The sequence below is a fragment of the Streptomyces sp. HPF1205 genome (assembly GCF_020400825.1).
Taxonomy (GTDB): Bacteria; Actinomycetota; Actinomycetes; order Streptomycetales; family Streptomycetaceae; genus Actinacidiphila.
The window spans coordinates 116097-139052 of record NZ_JAINVH010000019.1; the positions used below are offsets into that span (position 1 = coordinate 116097).

18 protein-coding genes are annotated in these 22956 nt (G+C 72.1%); 14 read left to right on the top strand and 4 right to left on the bottom strand.

Annotated elements, in window-relative coordinates:
- The first annotated feature begins 37 nt into the window (after nucleotides 1–37).
- Genes K7G61_RS22110 through K7G61_RS22150 form a run of 9 tightly spaced genes read left to right on the top strand, consistent with a single transcriptional unit; the run spans nucleotide 38 to nucleotide 11077 of the window.
- Entirely contained in the window at nucleotides 38–979 is a 942-nt protein-coding gene (locus tag K7G61_RS22110) for an ABC transporter permease (RefSeq protein WP_225848657.1), read from the top strand.
- The gene (locus K7G61_RS22115) at nucleotides 976–2880 is read left to right on the top strand and encodes a dipeptide/oligopeptide/nickel ABC transporter permease/ATP-binding protein (RefSeq protein ID WP_225848658.1); all 1905 of its coding nucleotides are present in this window, start codon (nucleotides 976–978) and stop codon (nucleotides 2878–2880) included. The genes K7G61_RS22110 and K7G61_RS22115 overlap by 4 nt, the downstream gene beginning before the upstream one ends.
- Entirely contained in the window at nucleotides 2877–3929 is a 1053-nt protein-coding gene (locus tag K7G61_RS22120) for an oligopeptide/dipeptide ABC transporter ATP-binding protein (RefSeq protein ID WP_225848659.1), read from the top strand. Before K7G61_RS22115 ends, K7G61_RS22120 begins: the two co-directional genes overlap by 4 nt.
- On the top strand, nucleotides 3926–5440 hold the full coding sequence (locus K7G61_RS22125; protein WP_225848660.1) for an alpha/beta hydrolase domain-containing protein: 1515 nt from the start codon (nucleotides 3926–3928) through the stop codon (nucleotides 5438–5440). Before K7G61_RS22120 ends, K7G61_RS22125 begins: the two co-directional genes overlap by 4 nt.
- Nucleotides 5437–6285, top strand: coding sequence for an alpha/beta fold hydrolase (locus K7G61_RS22130; protein WP_225848661.1), 849 nt, complete (start codon nucleotides 5437–5439; stop codon nucleotides 6283–6285). Before K7G61_RS22125 ends, K7G61_RS22130 begins: the two co-directional genes overlap by 4 nt.
- Nucleotides 6282–7415 carry a CapA family protein gene (locus tag K7G61_RS22135; protein ID WP_225848662.1) on the top strand — a complete coding sequence of 378 codons (1134 nt, stop codon included), beginning with the start codon at nucleotides 6282–6284 and terminating at the stop codon, nucleotides 7413–7415. Before K7G61_RS22130 ends, K7G61_RS22135 begins: the two co-directional genes overlap by 4 nt.
- Nucleotides 7416–7420: 5 nt before the next feature.
- Complete coding sequence (locus K7G61_RS22140) at nucleotides 7421–8668, top strand: CaiB/BaiF CoA-transferase family protein (protein ID WP_225848687.1); 1248 nt, start codon at nucleotides 7421–7423, stop codon at nucleotides 8666–8668.
- A gap of 1 nt (nucleotide 8669) precedes the next feature.
- Complete coding sequence (locus tag K7G61_RS22145; protein ID WP_225848663.1) at nucleotides 8670–9809, top strand: 2-hydroxyacyl-CoA dehydratase family protein; 1140 nt, start codon at nucleotides 8670–8672, stop codon at nucleotides 9807–9809.
- On the top strand, nucleotides 9806–11077 hold the full coding sequence (locus K7G61_RS22150; protein ID WP_225848664.1) for a 2-hydroxyacyl-CoA dehydratase family protein: 1272 nt from the start codon (nucleotides 9806–9808) through the stop codon (nucleotides 11075–11077). Before K7G61_RS22145 ends, K7G61_RS22150 begins: the two co-directional genes overlap by 4 nt.
- 187 nt (nucleotides 11078–11264) lie before the next feature.
- Here the strand turns inward: K7G61_RS22150 and K7G61_RS22155 are convergent, their stop codons facing one another.
- Both K7G61_RS22155 and K7G61_RS22160 read right to left on the bottom strand, forming a co-directional pair.
- Entirely contained in the window at nucleotides 11265–12869 is a 1605-nt protein-coding gene (locus K7G61_RS22155; RefSeq protein ID WP_225848665.1) for a DUF1593 domain-containing protein, read from the bottom strand.
- A 50-nt stretch (nucleotides 12870–12919) separates the two neighbouring features.
- Complete coding sequence (locus tag K7G61_RS22160; RefSeq protein ID WP_225848666.1) at nucleotides 12920–14347, bottom strand: DUF1593 domain-containing protein; 1428 nt, start codon at nucleotides 14345–14347, stop codon at nucleotides 12920–12922.
- A gap of 303 nt (nucleotides 14348–14650) precedes the next feature.
- Between K7G61_RS22160 and K7G61_RS22165 the strand changes: the two genes are divergently transcribed.
- The 5 genes from K7G61_RS22165 to K7G61_RS22185 all read left to right on the top strand — a co-directional run bounded on the left by K7G61_RS22165 (nucleotide 14651) and on the right by K7G61_RS22185 (nucleotide 20698).
- A complete protein-coding gene (locus K7G61_RS22165) occupies nucleotides 14651–15532 on the top strand; it encodes a transketolase (protein WP_225848667.1) in 882 nt (293 codons plus the stop codon).
- Nucleotides 15529–16494, top strand: a complete 966-nt coding sequence (locus tag K7G61_RS37015) for a transketolase family protein (protein WP_225848668.1) — start codon at nucleotides 15529–15531, stop codon at nucleotides 16492–16494. Before K7G61_RS22165 ends, K7G61_RS37015 begins: the two co-directional genes overlap by 4 nt.
- Entirely contained in the window at nucleotides 16491–17999 is a 1509-nt protein-coding gene (locus K7G61_RS22175) for an FGGY family carbohydrate kinase (RefSeq protein ID WP_225848669.1), read from the top strand. The genes K7G61_RS37015 and K7G61_RS22175 overlap by 4 nt, the downstream gene beginning before the upstream one ends.
- Entirely contained in the window at nucleotides 17996–19060 is a 1065-nt protein-coding gene (locus K7G61_RS22180) for a sugar-binding transcriptional regulator (protein ID WP_225848670.1), read from the top strand. The genes K7G61_RS22175 and K7G61_RS22180 overlap by 4 nt, the downstream gene beginning before the upstream one ends.
- An 87-nt stretch (nucleotides 19061–19147) precedes the next feature.
- Nucleotides 19148–20698 (top strand): DUF4038 domain-containing protein, encoded by a 1551-nt coding sequence (locus tag K7G61_RS22185; RefSeq protein ID WP_225848671.1) that lies wholly within the window; start codon nucleotides 19148–19150, stop codon nucleotides 20696–20698.
- 53 nt (nucleotides 20699–20751) lie between these two features.
- Here K7G61_RS22185 and K7G61_RS22190 read toward each other — a convergent pair whose 3' ends face one another.
- Nucleotides 20752–21720, bottom strand: a complete 969-nt coding sequence (locus tag K7G61_RS22190) for a sugar-binding transcriptional regulator (protein ID WP_225848672.1) — start codon at nucleotides 21718–21720, stop codon at nucleotides 20752–20754.
- Nucleotides 21721–21841: 121 nt separating this feature from the next.
- Complete coding sequence (locus K7G61_RS22195) at nucleotides 21842–22861, bottom strand: D-ribose ABC transporter substrate-binding protein (protein WP_225848673.1); 1020 nt, start codon at nucleotides 22859–22861, stop codon at nucleotides 21842–21844.
- Nucleotides 22862–22956 lie beyond the last annotated feature (95 nt).

Genomic DNA, 22956 nt, shown 5'->3' on the forward strand with positions numbered 1-22956 from the left:
GCGCCGCCCCACGGCACACAGGAACCGGAGGTGCAGCGTGCTGCGGCTGATCGGTCATCGCCTCCTGATGTCCATCCCCCTCCTGCTGATCGTGTCCCTGATCGTCTTCGCCCTGGAGGCGATCGTGCCGGGCGACGCGGCCCGCACCATCCTCGGGGAGAACGCGACGGACCAGAGCCTGGCCGCCTTGCGCGGCCAACTCGGACTGAACGACCCGTGGCTCGTGCGTTACGGCCACTGGCTGCTCGGCGCCGTCCACGGCAACCTGGGGACGTCGATCATCAGCGGTGTGGACGTGCGGTCCAGCCTGAACGGCCGGCTCGGTGTCACCCTGTCGCTGCTGGTGCCGAGCATGCTGCTGAGCGCCGTCGCGGGTATCGCACTGGGCTTCGCCAGCGCGGTGCGCGGCGGCGCGCTGGGGCGGTTCATCGACGTGGTGTCCCTGCTCGGCTTCGCCCTGCCGAGCTTCTGGATCGCGCTGCTGCTGGTCACCTTCTTCGCGGTGAAGCTCGACCTGCTGCCGGCCACCGGCTACCAGGACTTCGCGTCGTCCCCCGCGGGATGGCTGAAGTCGATCGCCCTGCCGGTGCTGGCGCTGAGCCTGCAGGGCATCACCTCGGTCGCCAAGCAGACCCGCGACTGCGTGATGGAGGTGCTGGAGACCGACTACGTGAAGTTCCTGCGGGCCAACGGCGTCCATGAGCGGTCCGTGCGCTACCGGCACGTGCTGCGCAACGCCGCGATCCCCGTGGTGACCTCGCTCGGACTGGTCTCGATCGGCATGCTCAGCGGAACGGTGTTCATCGAGAACGTCTTCGTCCTCCCCGGTCTCGGTTCGCTCGCCACCCAGGCCACGCTCGACCACGACGTACCGGTGATCCTCGGCGTGGGTGTCTTCTTCACCCTCGCGGTGATCGTCATCAATCTCGTGATCGACCTCGCCTACGGTCTGCTCAACCCGAAGGTCCGTGTCTCATGACGACGCCGATCGCCCCTGCCGCCGCGAAGCGCGGCGTCGTCCGCTCGGTGCTGGCCACCGGACGCGGCCGGATCACCGGGGGCTTCCTGCTGCTGCTGTGCGTGTGCTGTCTGCTCGCCCCGGTCCTCGCGCCGGCCGACCCGCTCCACCAGGACCTGCGGCACATCCTCCAACAGCCCTCCGGAGCGCACTGGCTGGGCACCGACAGCCTCGGCCGGGACGTGCTGAGCCGGCTGCTGTACGGCGGCCGGTCGTCCATCGTCGGCGTCCTGGAGGGAGTGGCCGCGCACTTGGTGGTCGCCGTGCCGCTCGGTGTCGCCACCGGTTACCTGGGGGGCTGGTTCGACCGGCTCGTCATGCGGGTCGCCGACATCGTGATGTCGGTGCCGATCATCGTGATCCTGCTGGCCATCCTCTCCATCTTCAACCGTTCCATCACAGCCGCGATGATCACCTTCGGGGTACTCGGCGCCTCGGGCACCATGCGCATCGTGCGCGGCGCCGCGATGGCGGTCCGGCAGGAACTCTACGTCTCCGCTGCGGAGTTGCTCGGGCTGAGCCGCGCACAGATCGTCTTCCGGCACATCCTCCCCCGCTGCCGTGGCGTCGTCATCGTGCAGACCTCGCTCTTCGCGGCGGTCGCCATCGTCGTCCAGACCGGTCTGACCTTCCTCGGGCTCGGCCCGCCGCCGCCCGCCGCGACCTGGGGCGGCATGGTCAACGAGGCGTCGACGACCATGACCACCGCGCCCTGGCTGCTCGTCCCCGCGGGGGGTCTGATCGCCCTGACCGTGCTCGCCCTCGGCATCCTGGGCGACACCGTGCGGGACGTCACCGCGCAGAGCCACACCTCTTCCGGCGGCCTGCGGGCCGCACCCGCGAAGCGGCGCGCCGGGGCGCCCCCGGCTCCCGTGCCCGAGGGGACCGCGCTGCTGTCCGTCCGGGACCTCGGCGTCTCCTTCCTCACCCCGCGGGGCGAGACGGAGGTACTCACCGGCGTCGGCTTCGACCTGGCCGCGGGGCAGACCCTCGGGCTCGTCGGCGAGTCCGGCAGCGGCAAGTCCGTCACCGCCCGGGCCATCCTCGGTCTGCTGGAGGCCAACGGCACGGTCACCGGCGGCTCGGTGATCTTCGACGGACGGGACCTGACCCGGGCGAGCCGCAAGGAACTGGCCGCCCTGCGCGGCACCCGGATCGCGCTCATCTCGCAGGAGCCCATGCTCGCCCTCGACCCCTCCTTCCGGATCGGGGCGCAGCTTTCGGAGATCGTGCGGTCCCACTCCCCACTGTCGCGCGAGGCGGCGCGGCGCCGGGTGCTCGACCTGCTGCGGATGGTCGAACTCCCCGACCCCGAGGAGATGGCGAAGCGCTACCCGTTCCAGATCTCCGGCGGCATGGCCCAGCGTGTCGCCATCGCGGCCGCGCTGGCGGGCTCTCCCGACCTGCTCATCGCCGACGAACCCACCACCGCCCTCGACGTCACCGTGCAGGCGGACATCCTGGCCCTGCTGCGCCGCCTCCAGCGCGAGACCGGCATGGCCATCCTGCTCGTCACCCACGACTGGGGCGTCGTCGCGGACATCTGCACCCACGTGGCGGTCATGTACGCGGGCCAGGTCGTGGAAACGGCCCCCGTCGAACAGGTCTTCGGCGCCGCCGCCCACCCGTACACCGCCGCGCTGATGGCCACCAGCCCCGAGAACGCCCCGCGGCGCACCCCCATCGCCGCCATCGCCGGAGCCGTGCCGCCGCCCGGCAGCCGGTCCGGCGGCTGCCGCTTCGCGGACCGGTGCGCGCTGTCCACGCAGGACTGCGCGCACAAGGACGTCCCGCTGATCCGACTGAACGAGGAACGTGCCAGCCGATGCATCCCCACCGAGCGACTCCAGGTGCGGCCGTGAAGGGCGCCGCGAGGGCCGACGAGCCGGCCGAACTCGTCGTCACCGACCTCGTCGTGGACTACCCGATCGGCAGGCGCCGGCACCGCCGGGCGGTGGACGGAGTGAGTCTGGGCGTCCCCGCCGGCCGCGCGGTCGGCCTCGTCGGCGAGTCCGGATCGGGCAAGTCCACTCTCGCCAAGGCCGTTCTCGGCATGGCCCCCGTCAGCGCCGGCCAGGTCACCTACGGCGGGAAGCGGCTGAACGACCTGGGCCGCGGCGCACGGCCGCAGGAGATCCAGGTCGTCTTCCAGGACCCGTACAGCTCCCTGGACCCGACCAAGACCATCGGCTACACCCTCCAGGAGCCGCTGCGCGCGCAGTCCGCCCGCACCGGCCGCTCCCTGCCGGCAGCCGCCCGCGAGGAACTCGTACGCGCCATGCTGACCAAGGTCGGTCTGCCCGCCGAGGCGGCCGACCGCTACCCCGCCCAGTTCTCCGGCGGACAGCGGCAGCGCGTCTCCATCGCCCGCGCGCTCATCCTGGAACCCCGGCTCGTGATCTGCGACGAAGCCGTCAGCGCGCTCGACCTGTCGATCCAGGCGCAGATCCTCAACCTGCTGCTGGAGCTCCAGCAGGACCTCGGCCTGTCCCTGCTGTTCATCACGCACGACCTGTCCGTCGTCAACCACATCGCCGAGGATCTCGTCGTCCTCTTCCGCGGCCGGGTCATGGAGACCGGGCCCGCCGAGCGGGTCCACCGGCAGCCGCAGCACCCCTACACGCGGCAACTGGTCGTGTCGGCGCCCTTGCAGGACCTCGACCGGCAGCGGGCCCGCCGCGAGCGGCGCGAGGCCCTGGCCCTGCCGCCGGCCAGGCAGGCCCCGCTGGGCGAGTCCTGCCCCTTCGCGCACCGCTGCGCTTTCGCCGTCGACCGGTGCCGCAGCGAGCGGCCCCTGCTGCGCGCCGCGCCCCTGGGCGGCCAGGTGGCCTGCCACCGCGCGGAGGACCTGCCGCCCTGGTCCGAGGACCTCACGCACCCCCACGAGGCCACCGGGAGCACCGCGCCATGACCCTGCACCACCTGCGTGAACTGGACGTCGCCCCCGCCTCGCCACCGCTGGGCACCAGCCGTCTGCCCGCGGACGGCGTCGGTGTCGACCTCGGGCCCCTCGGCTACCGGGAGCGCGAGTTCCTCGCCGCCGGCACGGCGGGCGAATACCGCCACCGCGACGGCGTGCTGGAGCAGACCGGTGAACAGCCCTACGTCACCCGCGTCCTGGTCCGCACGCCGCCCGCCGAGCGCTTCAACGGCGTCGTCCTCGCCGAACCGCTGCACCCCGACTACGACACCGCGCTCACCTGGCAGACGGCACACCCCTGGATCACCGACACCGGCGCCGCCTGGGTGGGCATCACCCAGGACCACCGGATGGCGGGCGTCATGCGGGAGGCGTTCGACACCGACCGCTACGGGGAGCTGTCGATCCCCGCCGCGGGTCTGCGCTGGGACGTCGTCGGCGGGATCCTCGCCGCCCTGCGCACCCCCGGACGCAGCGCCCTGGCGGACCTCGCCGACCGGGTGCGCCACGTGTATCTGTCGGGCTGGTCGAACACGGGCAGCTTCTGCCGGGTGTTCCTGCGGGACGGCTTCCACGAGCGGCACCGACTCGCCGGCGGGGCACCGGCCGTCGACGGATATCTCATCGGCATCTCCTCCGGGGCCGCCGGCGCCGCGGGCTATCCGCCGCTGTCCGACGGCTCCGAGGTGCTGCCGGCCGACGATCCGCGGCGCACCATCGGCCCCGCCGACGTACCCGTCCTCGAAGTGCTCAGCGAACTGGAGAGCGAGACCCACGGCCCGGCGCTGCGCGAGGACAGCGACGCCCCCGGCGACCGCTACCGCCTCTACCAGGTCGCCGGCACCTCCCACGACAACCCGAACCTGTGGCCGGTGCTGACCAACCGCACCCAGTTCCGCCGCCGCGGCCACGACGTGCCCGTCCGGCGCATCGTCGAGCGGCTCAGCGACGCCCGTCTGGACGCCGTGGCACGTGCCGCGTACGCCCTGCTGCACCGCTGGGCGTCCACCGGCGCCCCGCCCCCGCGCGTGGAGCGCTTCCTCTTCACCGGCCCGGAGGGACCCGCGGGCGTGCCGGAACTGGCCCGCGACGGGCACGGCAACGTCCTTGGCGGTGTCCGCACCCCATGGGTCGAGGCACCGGTCGCGGCCTACCACCCGCACAGCACGCCGGTGCCCGGATACTGCGCGCCCTCACCGTGGGCCCCCATGGGCACCCCGGAGATGGTCGCCTGGCTGATCGGCCACATGACGCCGCTGCCCGCCGCGCAACTGCGCGCCCTCTACCCGACCCGGCAGGACTACCTGGACCGGTACGAGGCCGCGTGCGCGCGGCTGACCGGCCGGGGACTGCTCCTCGAACGCGACGCGCGGCTGCTGCTGAGCAGGGCCCGCGACCGCTCCCTCCCCCACCTGCCCGCCGGTCCCGCGCCGTCACCGCCCGTACCGCACGACAAGGGCGCCGGTGCTCCGGCGTCCTCGGAGAAAGGACCCCGCTCGTGACCACCTTGGCCCTCGACGGTGCCGATGTCTGGTTCGAACAGCACGGCACCGGCGGTGACGTCGTCATCTCCAGCGCCTCCGGCTTCGGGCCGTACCCGGCGATCCTCGCCGAGGACCCGTACCGTTGCACGGTCGTCACGGTGCAGGCGCGCGGCTTCGGCCGCTCCACCCACCTGACCCGGCCGCCGGCCGCCGGCTGGCTCGACCAGTGGGGCGACGACGTGCTGTCGGTCGCCGACCACCTCGGCATCGACACCTTCGTCTACACCGGCGTCTCGCACGGCGCCGGTATCGGCTGGCACCTCGCCCACCGCCGGCCCGAGCGGCTGCGGGCCCTCATCAGTGTCGTCGGCACACCGCACGACCGGTCCGGGGACACCTCGTCCTCGGCCGGCCGCAGGCGGATCGTCGAGGGGCGCCGCGATCCGGCGGTCGTCAGGGAACAGCTCGGCATCATCGGTGGCCGCACCGAGGGCGAGGAACGGCTGCGTACGCGGGAGCAGACCCTGCGCCGGCTGGTCAGCCACCACCTGGCGTACACGGAGGAGGAGGCGCTGGTGAACCAGGGCATGCCCTTCCCTCAGGCGACCTCGAACGAGGAACTCGCGGAGATCCTGAGCACCATCGAGGTGCCCGTGCTGTCCCTGGCGGGGCTGCGCGACGGCGTCATCTCGCCGCGCTCGGCGTTGCGCGCCGCGACCGCCGTACCGCACAGCAAGACCGTGCTGTTCGAGGACGAGGGCCACTTCATGGCGGAGGAACGCCCGCGGCGGCTGGCCCGCGAGGTGCGGGTCTTCCTCGACGAACTGGCCGACTACGAGACCAACGGAGGTCAGTGGCGATGACGACACTCCTGGCCGTCGGCGACCTCGTCCTCGACGAGCCCGACCCGGACTCGTTCTTCGAGCCCAGCCGCCGCACCCTGCACGGCGGGGACGTCGTCATCGGACACGTGGAGGTGCCGCACTCGACCACCACCCTCCAGACGAGTACGGACGTCCCCGCGCCACCCGCCGATCCCGCGGCTCTGGGCGCCGTGGCCCGGGCGGGCTTCTCCGTGGTGACACTGGCCGGCAACCACATCGCCGACGCGGGTCCCGACGGTGTGCTCGACACGCTGCGGCACGCCCGTGAACACGGCCTGGCCACCGCCGGTGCCGGTGCGTCGCTCGCCGAGGCCCGGCAGCCGGCCGTGGTCCGCGCCGGGAACCACACGGTGGCGGTGCTCAGCTACAACTGCGTCGGTCCGCGCGAGAGCTGGGCGACGTCGGCCAAGCCCGGCTGCGCCTACGTCCACGTCCTGACCCACTACGAACTGGACCACGCGAGCCCCGGCGGCCCGCCGAACATCTACACCTTCGCCGAGCCCGGCAGCCTCGACGCCATGCGGCAGGACATCGCGGCCGCCCTGGAACGGGCGGATGTCGTCGTGGTCGGGCTGCACAAGGGAATCGGTCACACCCCGGCCGTGCTCGCCATGTACGAGCGGCCCCTGGCGCAGGCCGCGATCGACGCGGGGGCGCACGCGGTCTTCGCCCACCACGCGCACATCATGCGCGGTATCGAGATCCACCGCGGCCGGCCCATCTACCACGGCTTGGGCAACTTCGTGACCGTCACCCGCGCCCTCAACGCCACCGATGACAACGACAGCCCGGAGCGCCGGGCGTGGGCCCGGCGCCGGGTCGAGCTGTACGGCTTCGCCCCGGACCCGGACATGCCGTACTACCCCTTCCACCCGGAGTCCAGGAACACGGTCGTCGCCTCGGTGGAGGTCGACGGCGGGGAGGTGCGCGCCCGGCTGCTGCCGTGCCGCATCGACGACCGGGGCCGGCCGGTACCGGTGACCCGGACCTCGGGCGGCGAGGAAGTCGTCGCCTACGTCCGCGACATCAGCCGCAGGGCCGGGCTGGACACCCGCTTCGACTGGAGCGGCGACGACATCGTGACCATCACACAGGGAGAACAGCGGTGACCGGCATGCCCCACACCGACCGTACGCCGAGCCGCCCGCTGGCGGGCACCGTGGTGCTCGACCTGACCACCGCGTTGTCCGGGCCCTACGCCACGCTTCTGCTCGGCGGCCTCGGCGCCACCGTCGTGAAGATCGAGAACCCCGCGACCGGCGGTGACAGCGCACGCTACAACTCGCCCTACTGGGGGGCGGACGGGCTCAACGCCGCCCGCACCGGCGACACCGACATGTCGGTGTCGATGATGGGCCGAGGACGCAACAAGAAGAGCATCACCCTCAACCTCAAGGACCCGCGGGGACGCGAGACCTTCCTGCGGCTGGCCCGCAACGCCGACGTCGTCGTGGAGAACTACGCGGCGGGCACCGCGGACCGGCTGGGCATCGGCTACGACGACGTCCGCGCCGTCAACCCCTCCGTCATCTACACCTCGATCAGCGGCTTCGGCGCCGGCGGCGGGCCGGCCAAGGCGATGGACGCCATCGTCCAGGCGCTGAGCGGGGTGATGTACACGGCCGGGGAGCCGGGTACCGATCCGGTCCGCTTCGGCCTTCCGGTGGGTGACCTGCTGGCCCCGCTCTACGCGGTCATCGGCACTCTGGCGGCCAAGGTCCAGCGTGATCACGACGGCGTGGGCCAGCGTGTCGACGTCTCCATGCTCGGCGCGCTGACCTCGCTGCTGTCCACCGAGCCCTTCGACGCCCTGGAGCAGGTCGGGATGCCGCTGCGGACCGGCAACGCGGTGCCGCGTCTGGCCCCGTTCGGCATCTTCCCGGCCGAGGACGGACTGATCGCGCTGTGCGGACCGACCGACACCTTCGCCCGCGGCGTCTTCCGGGCGATGGGCCGTCCGGAGCTGATCGACGACGAGCGGTTCGCCACCCGTGACCAGCGGGTGCGTCACGCCGGTGAACTCCACGCGATGGTCGCGGCCTGGTCGCGGGGCCGGCCGCGCGCCGAGGCCGTCGCGGCTCTCGGCGCGCAGGGGGTGCCCGCGGCCGAGGTCCTGCAGCCGACGGACGCGCTGCGCAACCCCGACGTGCTGCGCCGTGAGGAAGTCGTGGAACTCGGCCACCCCCAGCACGGTTCCACCGGTCTGATGGGGCCGGGCGTGCCGATCCGGTTCTCCCACGCCGACGTCGGCCTGGACCGGCCCGCTCCTCATCTCGGGGAGCACACGGCGGAGTTGCTCGCCGCCATCGGCGGACTGTCGCAGCAGGAGATCGCCGAACTGCGGCAGGCGGGGGTGGTCTGACATGGCGTCCCCCGAGGCACAACAGGCGGCCGAGGCGCGCCAGGCGGCCGCCGCCCTGCGTGCCGCCCACGACGACCGGTGGCTGCACGCCCGCCGGCGGGCGGCGCAGGGCCGGCCCGTGGTCGGCTACGTCGGCTTCGACACCCCGGTCGAACTGATCACGGCCGCCGGGGCCCTGCCCGTACGGCTGGCCGGACACGCGGGACGCGACACCGCCCTCGCCCGCACCTATCTGGACGGCGCCGTCGACCCGCAGGTGGTGAACGTCCTCGCGGCGATCCTCACGCCCCAAGGCCACGACCCCGTGCCCGACCTGGTCGTCATCACCCACGACTGCGATTCCTCGCTCCAGCTCTTCTACACCCTCAGGGAGTTGCGCCGGATCGGGGCGCAGACGCTCCCCCCGGTCCACTTCGTCGATCTGCTGCACCTGCCCGGGGAGGCGACCCGGCAGTACAACCTGGGCCGGATCCGCCGGTTCGCCGCCCAGTTGGGCGCCTGGCGCGGACGTGCCGTCAGCGAGGCCGAACTGGCGGAGGCCGTCGCCGACCACAACGCCGCCCGGACCGCGCGCACGCGGCTGCGCCGGCGCCGCGCCGGCGCCCTGACGGGAGGCGAGGCACTGCGCTGGTACGCCGCCGGAACATCCATGCCGGCCCGTGAGTACGCCACTGTCCTCACCGCCGCGCTGACCGGTGCCACCACCCGGCCCGCGGGCCGTCCGCTGTTCGTCTGCGGCAGCGGCCATGACACCGCCGACGTCTACGACGTGCTCGAAGGCGACGGCTGGCTGGTGGTGGGCGACGACCACGACTGGGGCGACGGCGGGGAGCAGCCCCTGATCGGCGAACCGACCCTGTCCGCCCTCACGGACCACTACACCCGTGCGGTGCTGCCGGCGTCGGCCCTCCCCCTGCCCCGGATCGCCGCCGCGGCCCGCGACGGAGTCGACAGCAGCGGCGCGCGGTACGTCCTCACGTACTGCCGCCAGTACGACGACGCGCACCGCTGGAGCCATCCCGCCCGGGCAGCGGCCGCCGGAGTGCCCGCCGCGCTCCTGCGCGACCAGCCCTACCCCGGCGTCGACCTGCCCGGTCTCGACGCCCGACTCCGCACGCAGGAAGCGCAGAGGACGCGATGAGCAACCCCACCGCCACGCCCACGGGCCCGCGCCTCGCAGCGGCCGCGGCCGCGCTGCGCCACCAGCGCGAATGGTTCGCGACCCTGCGCGGTCGAACGGAGCGGGGGCACCCGTTGGCCCTCGTCAACGCCGACGTCCCGCAGGAGCTGCTGCGCGCCATGGACGTGCCGTACGTCGTCAACCAGTGGTGGTCGTCCATCATCTCCGCCAAGCGGATGTCGGGCCGCTACCTGGAGGCCCTGCGCGAGCGCGGGCTGCCCGACGACGTCGAGCAGTACAGCGCCCTGCCCCTGGCCGAGGCGCTCTCCCCGCGTGGCGACGACGCGCCCTGGGGCGGGCTGCCGCTGCCGTCCGTCGTCATCGCCGACTGCACGGGCGACAGCATGCGCCGCATGTTCCAGTTGTGGGAGAGCGAACTGGGCGTGCCCTTCCTCCCGCTGGAGAGCGCCGCGGCGGAGACCGTGCCGGTGAACTGGTGGGAGCTGATGCGCCACGACTGGGAGACGGCCATCGGCTCCCCGCGCATCGATCTGCTGCACCGGGAACTGCGGGAACTCGTCCCGCGACTCGAACAGCTCACGGGGGCCCGCTTCAGCCCGCAGCGCCTCACCCGGATCATGGCACTGTCCAACGAGCAGGCCGAGTGGAACCGCAGGACCCGGGACCTGCTGGCCTCCGCCCCGCGGTGCCCCGTTCCGGTCAACGACATCATTCCCGCCGTGATGATTCCGCAGTGGCACCGCGGCACACCGTGGGCGACCGCGGCGGCGCAGTCCCTGTACGACGAGGTCGCTTCCCTGGTGGCCGAGGGGCGGGCGGTCGTGCGGGACGAGCGGCGCCGGCTGATGTGGATCGGGCGCGGCCTGTGGTTCGACATGGACTTCTACCGTTCCTTCGAGCAGTCGCACGGAGCGGTGTTCGTCTGGTCGATGTACCTAGCCCTGGCGGCCGACGCCTACGCCCGCTACGGCGACGACCCGCTGCGTACCCTGGCCGCCAGGTTCTGCGCCTTCCGCGACCAGATGTACACACCGCCGTGGTCGGTGGAGTGGTACGTGAAGGAAGCCCGTGCGCACCGGGTCGACGGCGTGGTGCACCTCATCAGTGCCGACAGCCGCAGCAGTTGGTTCACCACCCACGCGCTGCGCGAGGCGGGCATACCCGTGACGGAGATCCGGGCCGACAACGCCGACGGCCGCTCCCTCGACCCCGCGGCCCTGCACGACCAGGTCGCGCGCTGGATAGGGTCCCTGCCCGATCGGGGCTGAGCCGCGGCGGCGGTGGACACCGCGGGAGGAGCGAGGTGTGGCGTACCGCGCGGGCGGGCGCCCTGTCCGCCGCCGCGCCGTCGATCGAGGTCGACGGCGCGGTCAGCGGTCGGCGGTCGGCGGTCGGCGGTCGGCAGTCAGGGCGTTCCCGTGGTCACTTGTGCCCGCGGGTACGCAGTACGGGCGACTACCCGCCGTGGGTGCTTCCGACGACGTGGACCATGACCCGCGCGTACCGGGTGAGCGGGAAGTCCCCGTTGTCCGTTCCCTGCAGGATCAGCGAGATCGTCTGGCCCGGCCGCGCGTCCGCCGGCACCGTGACGGTCGCGGTCGCCGAGTCGGAGCCGCTGACGGCGACCTTGCCGGGGTAGGTGCCCTCCTCCGCGTACTGCCACCAGTGCAGGGCCACGCTGTCGCCGTCGGGGTCCGCGGCCAGGCCGTGGAGCTTGAGCGTCTGCCCGGGAACGGCGTGCACGTCGCCGCCCGGCAGGACGCCGACGGACGGTGCGTGGTTGCCCTGGCCGTAGCCGGGGGTCAGTGTCCACTGCATGCGGGCGGCGAAGTCGTTCTGTGCCGCGGCCTCCCAGCGGTTGGTGGTGTAGTTGGACTGGCTGACGCCGTTCGCGTCCTTCTCGGTGGGCACCATGCTCCACAGGTTGGAGGTCGTCGAGACCCTGACCGCGCGCCCGCCCCAACTGCCGAGGTTCGGGTCCTGCGGCGCCTGGATGCCGGTGTCCAGCAGCGGCATGTAGGCCACGTCGTCGCCCTCGGAGAGGAAGTCGTACGGACCCAGCGGCGGGCACCACCCGGTCTTGGCGAGCACCGGGTCACCGAAGATGTCGGCCGGGTCTCCGGGCATCACCTGGCCGTCGAGCCACGACCGGTACAGCGAGCCCAGGGGGCCGATCTGGATGTTCTGCTTGATCCACCCGCCCTGGAAGTACTTCTCGTCGCCGGGGAGGCCGCGGGTGTTGCCCGTGTCCGACCAGTTGCAGTTGTACCCCCAGGTGGCGTACCCGGCCGAGAGGTCCTCGGTGCGCAGGTCGGGCCAGTTGGGAGCGATGTAGTCGGCGTAGGTGTGGTCCTGCAGGCCGCTCGCCAGGATGACGGCCTTCTTCGACACCATCGCGTGGATCCTCGACCACTGAGGAGTGCCCTCGTACTGGTCCTGGATGGACTTCAGCGCCCGCGCGATCGTGTTCGGGCCGCCCCACACCTGCAGGTAGACCGGGCGCGGGTCGTGGTCGAGGAGGAGGTTCTTGATGAGGTTCGACCCGTCGGTGTCGTGGGCCATGTCGTCCTCGAAGGCGATGTTCCCGACCTTCACCTTGGACAGCAGGCTCGCCGGCGTCGGGTAGGACGGGTCGTGCCTGACCAGGTTGGGGTAGACCTGGGCGTACGCCTTGAGGACGATGTCCTGGATGGTGCGGGTGCCGGTCCAGCGCATGCCGTTGCCGGATCCGTCGCCGGCCCAGTGCCACATCGAGGCGGTGTAGACGATGCCTTCGGTGTCGAGGTCGTTCGTGTACAGCATGTACCGGATGAGCGAGGCCAGGTCGTCCTGCTCCATGTCGGTGGTGACCACGGTCCGTGCCTTGGGGCCGGTCCTCGGCAGCAGCCCGGCGGGTACGGAGGAGCCCTGCTGAGCCGGTCCGGCGGTGGCGCCCTGGGGCGCGGCGCTCGCGGTGGCCTGCGTTCCGACGCTCACCGTGGCGGCGACCAGGACCGACAGGCCCGCGATCGCCGCCCGGCAGCGGTTCGTCCGCCGGGGGTTGTTACGTGTGGTGCGCATGTGTGCTCACTTTCCCGAAGGCCCGCCGCACAGGGCGGGCCGGATTCCTGTCAGCGGACGTCGACGACGATGCGGCGGTAGCTGGTGAGGTTGGGGCTGCCGTTGTCGGTGACTTCCAGCACGATGTCGATCTGCCGGCCCGGAACGTCGGGCACGGTGAATTCGGCCTGCTCGCTCGTGCTGTGGTTGATGGCCAGGTCGGCCATGGTCGGGTACTGGTACCACTTGTAGGACAGGGTGTTGCCGTCCGGGTCGCTGGAGCCGTTGGCGTGCAGCCGTACGGTGGAGCCGGCGGCCGCCCGGATGTGGACGATCTCGTCGCCTCCGTGGCCGTTCAAGCGGGCCACCGGGTTGTGGTTGGCCTGGCTGTAGGGCTTGACGGCCCAGTCCATGCGGGCGGCGAAGTCCCAGTTGCGGGCCGTTTCCCAGCGGGAGATGGACGACGCGCCTTCGGAGGAGCAGCTCCAGCGGTTGGTGGCGTCCTGCTGGAAGCGTCCGCCCCAACCGCCGAGGGTGGGGTCGCTGGGGTCGCTCAGGCCCTGGGTGCCGCTGAGGAGGTACAGGAAGTCCGGGGTGTCGCCCTCGTAGACGCCGGGGTTGCCGTAGTTCCAATGGGACAGGGGGTAGTCGGCTCCCAGGGCGCCGTGGCCGGTGGTGACGTAGGTCTTCAGCCAGGTGCCGTCGAAGGTCGAGGTGTTCGCCATCCCCCAGTAGCACTTGTTGGTGATGACGAACAGGCCGGGGAAGGTGTCGCGCATCCAAGCGGCGGAGCCGTCCTGGTCGTCGATGAGGTAGACGCGGAGCTTGGACACGAAGGTGGCGAGGTCGGCGGCGCTGCGGGTGTTCTGGACCTTCCACAGCGCCTGGCCGAGTTCGCGGGGTCCGCCGCCACTGACGAACCACACCGGTGTGGTGGCCTTGTCGACGACGCTGATGATGTGGTCCGAGGCCTCGGTGTCCTTGCCGGCGCCCAGGATGTTGGTCGCGGACTGGCCCCACGTGCCGTCCAGCCCCTGCTTGGTGACGGCACGCAGCGCGTCGGGGGTGGGGTAGTTGGCGTCGTGGAGTTTGAGGTTGGGGTAGACCTGGGCGTAGCCGTTGATGACGTCCAGGATGTTCTGCTTGTTGGCGTAGTTGGCGAAGGTGCCCGAGGAGGCGATCAGCCCGTCGACGTGGAAGTCGTCGGCGTAGCTGAGGAAGCGCACCATGGTCTGCACGTCGTCCAGGTCCGACTTCATGTTCGCGGGACCCGGCTCACCGCCCGGGATGCCGTTCACCGGCGGCATGTCCGTGGACAGGATGATGTGCGGCCTGTCGCTCTTACCGGGTTGCGCCGCCGCGGCGGACGGGGCCGCGGCCGGGCCTCCCGCCGCGTGGGCCACGGTCCCCGCGGCCGCGACGACGAGAGCCGTCGCCGTGGCGAATACGCCCTTGCGCAACCGGGAGCCTGAAACCCAGGACCGGGCGGTGTGTCTCATGTCTGTGCTCCTTGTCTCGCCACGAGTGCTGTGCGGCGCGTGGCGTGCGTGCGAGCCGGGGCTCGGGTGCCGTTCGGCCGAGGGGTGAGCCCGGTCACCGGCCCTGGCCCCGGGGACGTGCGGGGAGCTCACGACCGGCTCCCCGGACATCGACGGTCATCCTGACGAGCCGACCCGCCCTCATCAATAGTTCTTCACAGATGAATGGATATTCAGCACACCTTCCCGCAGCGCCTTGACAAGCCGCACCGTCGTGCCACAGCATCACTGCCACAAAACAATTCAATGCTGAATGGATATTCAATGCTCACTGCAGACATCCCGGCCGCGGCGCGGTACCGCGATGCACGGCGGGCCTTGCGCGACGGCGGGCGGGACGAGGTCGTCCGCCGGCTGGAGTCGACGTCGGCCGAGATCCGCATCAAGATCATTCGCATGATCGACGCGGCGCAGCTCGGCCATGTCGGGGGCGATCTGTCCGTCACCGACATCCTGGTGACGCTGTTCGGCGCGGTGCTGGACGTCGACCCGGAGCATCCGCAGGCACCGGACCGCGACCGGTTCATCCTGAGCAAGGGGCACTGCGCCGCCGCCCTGTACTCGACGCTCGCCTGGTGCGGCTACTTCCCCGAGGCGGAGCTCGGCTCCTTCATGGCGCCGCTTTCTCCACTCAACGGGCATCCCAACCGGCGGAAGGTCCCGGGTGTGGAGACCAACACCGGTCCGCTCGGCCACGGCTTCCCCGTCGCGGTGGGCTGTGCGCTCGCCGCCCGGCTGCGTGGTTCCGGCAGCCGGACCGTGGTGGTGCTGGGCGACGGTGAGATGCAGGAGGGCAGCAACTGGGAGGCCGCGATGACGGCCGGCCACTACGGCCTGTCCTCGCTGACCGCCGTCGTGGACCGCAACCGGCTGCAGCAGGGCGCCCGTACGGAGGAGACCAAGGCGCTGGAGCCGCTCGACGCGAAGTGGGCGGCGTTCGGCTGGGAGGTCAGGACCGTGAACGGGCACGACCACGCCGCGCTCCTGACAGCGTTCGAGCCGTCCACCACGGGCCGTCCCGTCGCCGTGGTGGCCAACACGATCAAGGGCAAGGGAGTGTCGTTCATGGAGGACCGGGTCGAGTGGCATCACAAGGTGCCCACGTCCGAGCAGGTGCGTGCCGCGATCAAGGAGCTGTCCCGGTGACCAGTACCTCCGTGCCCGTGGCCGCCCCCTCGTACGACTGCCGGCAGGTGTTCGCCGAGGAGCTGATCGCCCTCGCCCGGGCGGACGAACGCGTCGTGGCGGTGTGCAACGACTCGGTCGGCTCCAGCAACCTGGTCGACTTCCGCCGTGAGTTCCCCGACCGCCTCATCAACGTGGGCATCGCCGAGCAGGACCTCGTCGGCGTGGGCGCGGGGCTGGCCAACGGCGGCATGATCCCCTTCGTGTCCGCGGCGGGGCCCTTCCTGACCGGCCGCGCCCTGGAGCAGATCAAGGCCGACTGCGCCTACAGCGGCCACAAGGTGATCCTGTGCGGGCAGAGCCCGGGCATGGCCTACGGCGAACTGGGCCCCACCCACCACTCGGTGGAGGATCTGTCGTGGCTGCGCGCGATCGCCGACCTCCCGGTGATCGTGCCGACCGACCGGGCCCAGACCCGCGCCGCGATACGGTGGGCATATGCCGCCGACGGCCCCTGCTACCTGCGCATTCCGCGCTTCAAGGTCCCCGATGCCATTCCCTCCGACGCACCCTTCGCACCCGGCCGTGCCGTGACCCTGCGGGAGGGCGGCGACGTCACGGTCATCGCCATAGGCACGATGGTCAGCCGCGCCCTGCAGGCCGCCGACGTCCTGGCGGCAGAGGGCATCTCGACCCGTGTGATCAACTGCCCGTTCGTCGACCCGCTCGACGAGGACACCGTGGTACGCGCGGCCGTCGAGACCCGCGGCATCGTGACGGTGGAGGAGGCCACGCTCAGCGGCGGTCTGGGCGCCGCGGTGGCCTCGGTCGTCAGCCAGCGGCACCCCGTGCCGATGCGGCTGCTGGGCGTCACCGGATTCGCACCGACCGGTGACACGGCCTTCCTGCTCAACCACTTCGGTCTGACGGCCGACGGTATCCACATGGCGGTCGTCGACGTACTGGAGTCCGCGGGCACATGAGCGGCACACCTCAGCACGGTCCGGACCTGCTCCTGGCGATCGACCAGGGGACGTCCGCCACGAAGGCAGTTCTCGTCGACGCCGGCGGCGCGGTGGTGGCCGCCGCGTCGGCGCCGCTCGCGGCATCGCACCCCCGGCCGGGGTGGGTGGAGCAGTCCCCCGTCGACATCTGGCGCAGCGTCCAGGAGGCGGTGCGCGCGTGTGTGGCGCAGGGCCCGCCCTGGCGGATCGCCGGGCTGGGGCTGAGCACCCAGCGCGAGTCGGTCATGCTGTGGGACCGGGCCACCGGAAGGCCGGTCGGGCCGCTGCTGGGGTGGCAGGACCGCCGTACGGCCGGCATGTGCGGCCGTCTCCTGGAGGAGGGCGCCGGGCCGCACGTGCGGGCCGTGACCGGTCTGCCGCTGGATCCGATGTTCAGCGCCCTCAAGGCGCGGTGGCTGCTGGACGCGCACGATCCCGGCGGACTGCGCGCAAAACGCGGTGAACTGTGCCTGGGCACGGTCGACTCCTGGCTCGTGTGGCGGCTCAGCGGCGGCGCGGCCCACGTCATCGAGGTCGGAAACGCCGCGCGCACCCAACTGCTCGACGTCCGCAGCCGGCGGTGGGACCCGCAGCTGCTGGCGCTGTTCGGTGTCCCGGAGCAGGTGCTGCCGCAGGTCACCGCATCCACCGGCCCGTTCCCGCCGGTGCGCGGTTTCGCGCCGGTGCCGGACGGCACACCGGTGGCGGCGGTCCTCGGCGACTCGCACGCGGCCCTGTTCGGTCACGGCGTGTTCGTGCCGGGCCGGGTGAAGGCCACCTACGGTACGGGCTCGTCCATCATGGGTCTCGTCGCCGACCCGGGGGCCGCGGCCAAGGACAGCCGGCTGTGCCTGACCGTCGCGTGGGACGACGGACAGCCCGCGTACGCGGTGGAGGGCAACATCCGCTCCTCCGGCGCCACGCTGCGCTGGCTGGCCCAGGTGGCCGGCCGTCCGGAGGGCGAACTGGCCGCGCTGGCCGCGCCGGACGCGGGCGGGGTCCATGTGGTGCCGGCCTTCGGTGGACTGGCCGCGCCCTGGTGGGACAACGACGCGCAGGGCGTCGTCAGCGGCCTGTCGTTCGCGACGGGACTGCCCGAGCTGGCCCGGGCGGCGCTGGAGTCCGTCGCCTTCCAGGTCGAGGACGTGGTCGCGGCCGTGGACGACGTCACGGGACCGGTGTCGGTGATCCTGGCCGACGGCGGCCCGACCGCCAACGCGACCCTCATGCAGTTGCAGGCCGACACCTCCCAGCGGGTGGTCGAGCGCCCCACCGCCCGCGCGATGTCGGCCCTGGGCGCCGCCCACCTGGCCGGCCGCGCGCGAGGGATGTTCACCGGCCTCCAGCTCGCCGGGATGCACCGCGACAGCGACGTGTACCGGCCCCTGCGTTCCCGGGCGGACAACCGCACTCGTGTCGCGGCCTGGCACGACGCCGTCCGGCGCGCACGTGCCCGGCCCGGGGACGCGGGAGAGACCTCATGACCGGAACGCGGTCCTCGCCCCGTACCGCCGGCGAGGCACCGTCCGTCGCGAGCCTCAGCGAGGTGCACCGCATGTCCCAAGGCCACGACGTCGCCGGCCGCGAGCAGGTGGACAGGCTCCGGCTGATCGTGCGCGTCGCCCGCCTCTACCACGAGCAAGGTCTGCGGCAGAACCAGATCGCACGGCAGCTCAACCTGTCCCAGGCGGGTGTCTCCCGCCTGCTGCGCGCGGCCGGCGACCTCGGCATCGTCCGCACGGTGGTGGTGTCGCCGGACGGCATCCACAGCGAGCTGGAGGACGCCGTCGCCGCCAAGTACCGGCTCACCGATGTGGTCATCACGGAGAGCGACGACCTTCTGGACCACCCGGTGCTGATGATGCGCGCCCTCGGCTCGGCCGCCGCGAGCTACCTCGGAACGGCCTTCCGCGCGGGCGACCGCATCGGGGTGTCGACGTGGAGCGAGACGCTGCTGGCGGCGGTGGACGCCATGCAGCCGCTCAAGCAACCGGTCGGCGGCCGGATCGTGCAGCTGATGGGCGGCATAGGTGACGCCCGCGGCCAGGTGCAGGCGACCCGGCTGACCGCCCGGCTCGCGGGCCTGGTGGGCGCCACTCCCCTGTTCGTGCGGTCGCCGGCCCTGGTCGGGTCGGCCGAGGCGCGGGCGTCCCTGCTCAGCGACCCCTTCTTCCAGGAGGTCGGCCACGCCTGGCAGCGGCTGACCTCCGTCGTGGTCGGCATCGGGAGCGTGGAGCCGTCCCCGCTGCTGCGGCTGTCGGGGAACGCGGTACCGGAGGAGGAGCTGGCCAGGCTGCGCGCGCTGGGCGCGGTCGGGGACATCTGCCAGCGCTTCTTCGACGCCGGTGGAGCCCCCGTCGACGCGGGCCTGGGCGAGCGCACCATCGGCATCTCGGCCGACCAGTTGCGCGCCGTCCCGCGCAGGATCGCCGCCGCGGGCGGTGCCCGGAAGTACGCCGCCGTCCGCGCCGCGGTGCGCGGCCGGTGGATCACCACGCTGATCACCGATCTCGACACCGGGCGCCGCCTCGTGGACGAGCCCTGACACGATCGCTCCCCCGGGCTGCGGGGCGGGCGCTTCCGCCCGGCCCCCGCAGCCGTACCACCACACGCGAGCAGAGGAACGCAACTCATGCACACAGCCCAGGCCCCGGCATGGCAGCAGGTCGAAGTGACCCTCACCGCCGAGTCCGAGCACCCCGACCCCTACCGCGAGGTGGAGGTGTGGGCCGACTTCACCCACTCCTCCGGGCTGCGGCTGCGCCGCCCCGCGTTCTGGGACGGCGGGCGCGTCTGGCGGCTGCGCTTCGCCTCGCCCCTGTCCGACGGTACGTGGACCTGGCGCAGCGCCGCGTCGGTCGGCGACGCGGGGCTCGCCGGCGTGGAGGGCCGGGTGACGGTGGAGGGCGTCCAGGAGGACGGCGACGTGTTCCGGCGGCACGGGTTCTGGCGGATGTCGCCGGGCGGGCGCAGCCTCGTGCACGCCGACGGGACGCCTTCGCTCCTGGTCGCGGACACCGCCTGGGCGCTGCCCTGGCGCGCCACCGAGGAACAGGCCCGCGTCTACGCCGCCGACCGGCACGCCAAGGGCTTCAACGCGGCGCTGATGATGAGCGTCCAGCCGGACATGGACGCGCGCGGCCCGCGCGACCGCACCGCCGACGAGGGGTTCGACGTCGCCTTCGAGGACCTGCCGGCCGGCCGCCTCGACGACCTCGTCCCCGTCTACTTCCAGCGGCTCGACCGGCTGCTCGCGATCCTCGGCGAGCACGGGATCGTCCCGGTGCTGCAGCCGGTCTTCCAGGGCTGGGGCTGGAAGGGCCTGCGGGCGGCCGGCAAGGTCGTCCCGCCGCGGGGGTACGCGCGCTACTGCCGCTACCTCGTCGCCCGATACGGCGCCGCCCCGGCGATCTGGCTCGTCGGCGCGGACGGTACGGGCGAGGAACCGCAGGTCGAGGCCGCCGGCCGGGAGATCCAGGAGTGGGACGCCTACGGGCAGCCCTGCGGCATCCATTACCAGCCGGACTCGACCTCGCGCGCCCACCAGGACGCGGACTGGCTGGACTTCCAGTGGTGCCAGACCGGCCACCGCGGCGAGCACGTACCCGAGCGCGTCGCCGACCTGTGGCGCAACCTGCCGGCGAAGGGTGTCGCCAACGGCGAACCCACCTACGAGCACTCCGGGCGCCGCGGCAAGGCCGAGGGCTGGTGGCAGGGGCACGAGGCGTGGAGCAACCTGTGCGCCGGCGGGACCATGGGCGTCGTCTACGGCGCCGGAAGCCTGTGGCAGTGGCTCCTGCACCCGCACGAGAAAGGGCAGGAGCCCTTCTTCGCCGGGCCGGGCGCGGGCTGGCGCGAGGCACTGGACTACGAGGGCTCGGTGTACGTCGGGCTCGTCGGCCGTATCCTGGCGGGCCTGCCGCTGACGGACATGCGGCCCAGCTGGGAGCCGGCCCTCGTCCCGCGGGGCCTGCTCGTCCCCGGCGTGCTGTACGTCAGCTACTGCGAGAACGGGGGGCCGGTGCAGTTCCGGCAGGACGGCGCCGACCTGATCCCCCGCGCGTACCGGATCGTCGACCCCCGCAGCGGGGAACTGCTGGCCGAGGGCCGGCGTGAAGCCGCCGACGATCCGATCCCGTGGGCCGAGGGCGCCCCCGCGGTGTACATCTGCCACGACGCGTGACGTGCCGCCGCGCCCGGTGGTGCCCCGAGGGGACGGGCCGGGCGCGGAGGCGGTCAGCCGCGGCTGACCAGGGCGCGGGCGACCTCGACGTCGGTGACGAGTATGTTGATCCAGCCGCCGAGCGCCGCACCGCGGATCGCGGCGATCTTCGACTGGCCCCCGGCGACGCCGATGCGCCGCTCCACCGCGCGCAGCTGCTCGGGGGAGATCCCGATGATGTGGTCGTCGAAGTCGGCCTTGACGGGCCTGCCCTCGGCGTCGAAGTACCGCGTGCAGACGTCGCCGACCGCCCCGAGGGTCTCCAGCTGACGCTGGTCCTCGGGCGCGATGGCGTTGCCGGAGCGCAGCAGCAGCGGTGAGGGCTCCAGGGTGCCGATGCCGACCAGTGCCATGGTGAGCCTGGACCAGGCCTTGACCACCGCGGCCACGGCCGGCTCCTGCCACAGCAGGTCCCGCAGCTCCCGGCTGCCGACCAGTGCGGCGGAGGGCGCGAACACCGGCCTGGCCCCCGTGAGCTCCGCGAGCCTGCTGGTCAGGCGGGTGGCGTGCAGCTGCACCTCGGGGCTTCCGGACCCGCCGACGATCTGCACGACCTCCTCGGCGACCGGTGTCGTCTTGGCGCGCATCACGTTCACGGATTCCAGCAGGGTGGCGCTCCACGAGGAGATCCCGATGACGTCCCCGCCCTTGAGCGTGGCATCGAGGTACGTGGCCGTCGCCGCGGCCAGCGCGGGGATGACGTCCGTGCCCACACCCTCGGTGTCGACGACGACGGCGTCCCGCAGGCCGTACTGCTCCACCAGGGCGTCCTCGAGTTCGGCGTGGACGCCGTCGGGAGAGACCACGACGGTGCGCACGACGTCGCGGTCCACCGCTTCCTTCAGCAGGCGCGAGACCCGCGGCTGGGACATGCTCAAGTGGGCCGCGATCTCCGGCTGGCGCATTCCGCGCTCGTGGTACATCCGGGCCACTTTCACCAGCAGCCGCAGATGGTCGGCGCTGGGAGTCGACGCGAGGACCAACGGCTTACCCTTGTCTTCTCGTACCGCGGCAATCCGGCGCCGCAGTATAGGCGTGAAGTTTATCCGTGCGGCCGGGGAGGCGGCGAGGGGTTCCCGCGCCGCCTCCCCGGGGCCGGGTCGTTCAGGAGATCTGCGCGAAGTTGTTGAACTTGTCGGCGTTGTCCTTGTTCACCAGCACGCAGTCGATCGTCTGCTTCTCCGGCTGGCCGGTGCTGCCGGTCTTGATGAACTTGTCGGCCTGTGCGACGGCCGTCTGAGCGCCCAGGGCGGCCGGCTGGAGGGCGGTGGCCACCATGGTGCCCGCCTTGATCTGGGCGATGGCGTCGGGGCTGCCGTCGAAGCCCACCACGACGACGCCGGTCTTGTGCGCGCTCTTCAGGGCGGCGACGGCTCCGAGCGCCATGGTGTCGTTGCCGGCGATCACGCCCTGGATGTTCGAGTTCTTCTGCAGGATGGTCTCCATCTTGGTGAAGGCCTCCTGCTGGTCCCAGTTGGCGGTCTGCTGCGCCACCTTCTTCATGTCCGGGTACTGGGAGATGACGTCGCCGTATCCCTTGGAGCGCACGCCCGCGTTGGTGTCGGACTCCTTTCCGGTGAGCTCGACGTAGTTGCCCTTCTCCTTCATCGCGGTCACGAACGCCTGGGCGGCGATCTGGGCGCCCTGGGAGTTGTTCGAGACGATCTGGGCCTTGGCGACCCCGAGCTTGTTGATCTCGCGGTCGATCAGGAACACCGGGATGCCGGCGTCCGTCGCCTTCTGCACCGCGCCGATCGAGGCGTCGGCGCCGGCGTTGTCGAGGATGATGGCCGCGGCCTTGCGGGAGATGGCGGCGTCGATGAGCTCGCTCTGCTTGTTGGGGTCGTCGTCGTGCGAGGCGACCGACGTCTGGTAGCCCAGGCTTTCCGCCTTCTGCTTCGCGGCGTCCGCCTCGGCCTTGAAGAACGGGTTGTCAGGAGAGGGGGTGATGATGGCGATCAGGTTGCTCTTGGCGTGGCTGCCGGACTGCTGCCCGCTGCCCGAGGCGCTCGGCGAGGCCTTCGACGAGCCGCTGGACGAGCTGCAGGCGGACACCGTCAGCGTCATGGCGCACAGCAGTGCGGCGGCGGTCGCGCGGAAAGCGGGTGCTCTGAGAGGGGACATGGGTACCTCCTGGGTGTTTTCGGGCATGGCGAACCGGGCGCGGGGACCGGAAGGGTTTCCGGCGTGACCCCGGCCGGGACGGGCGGAAGGTGGAG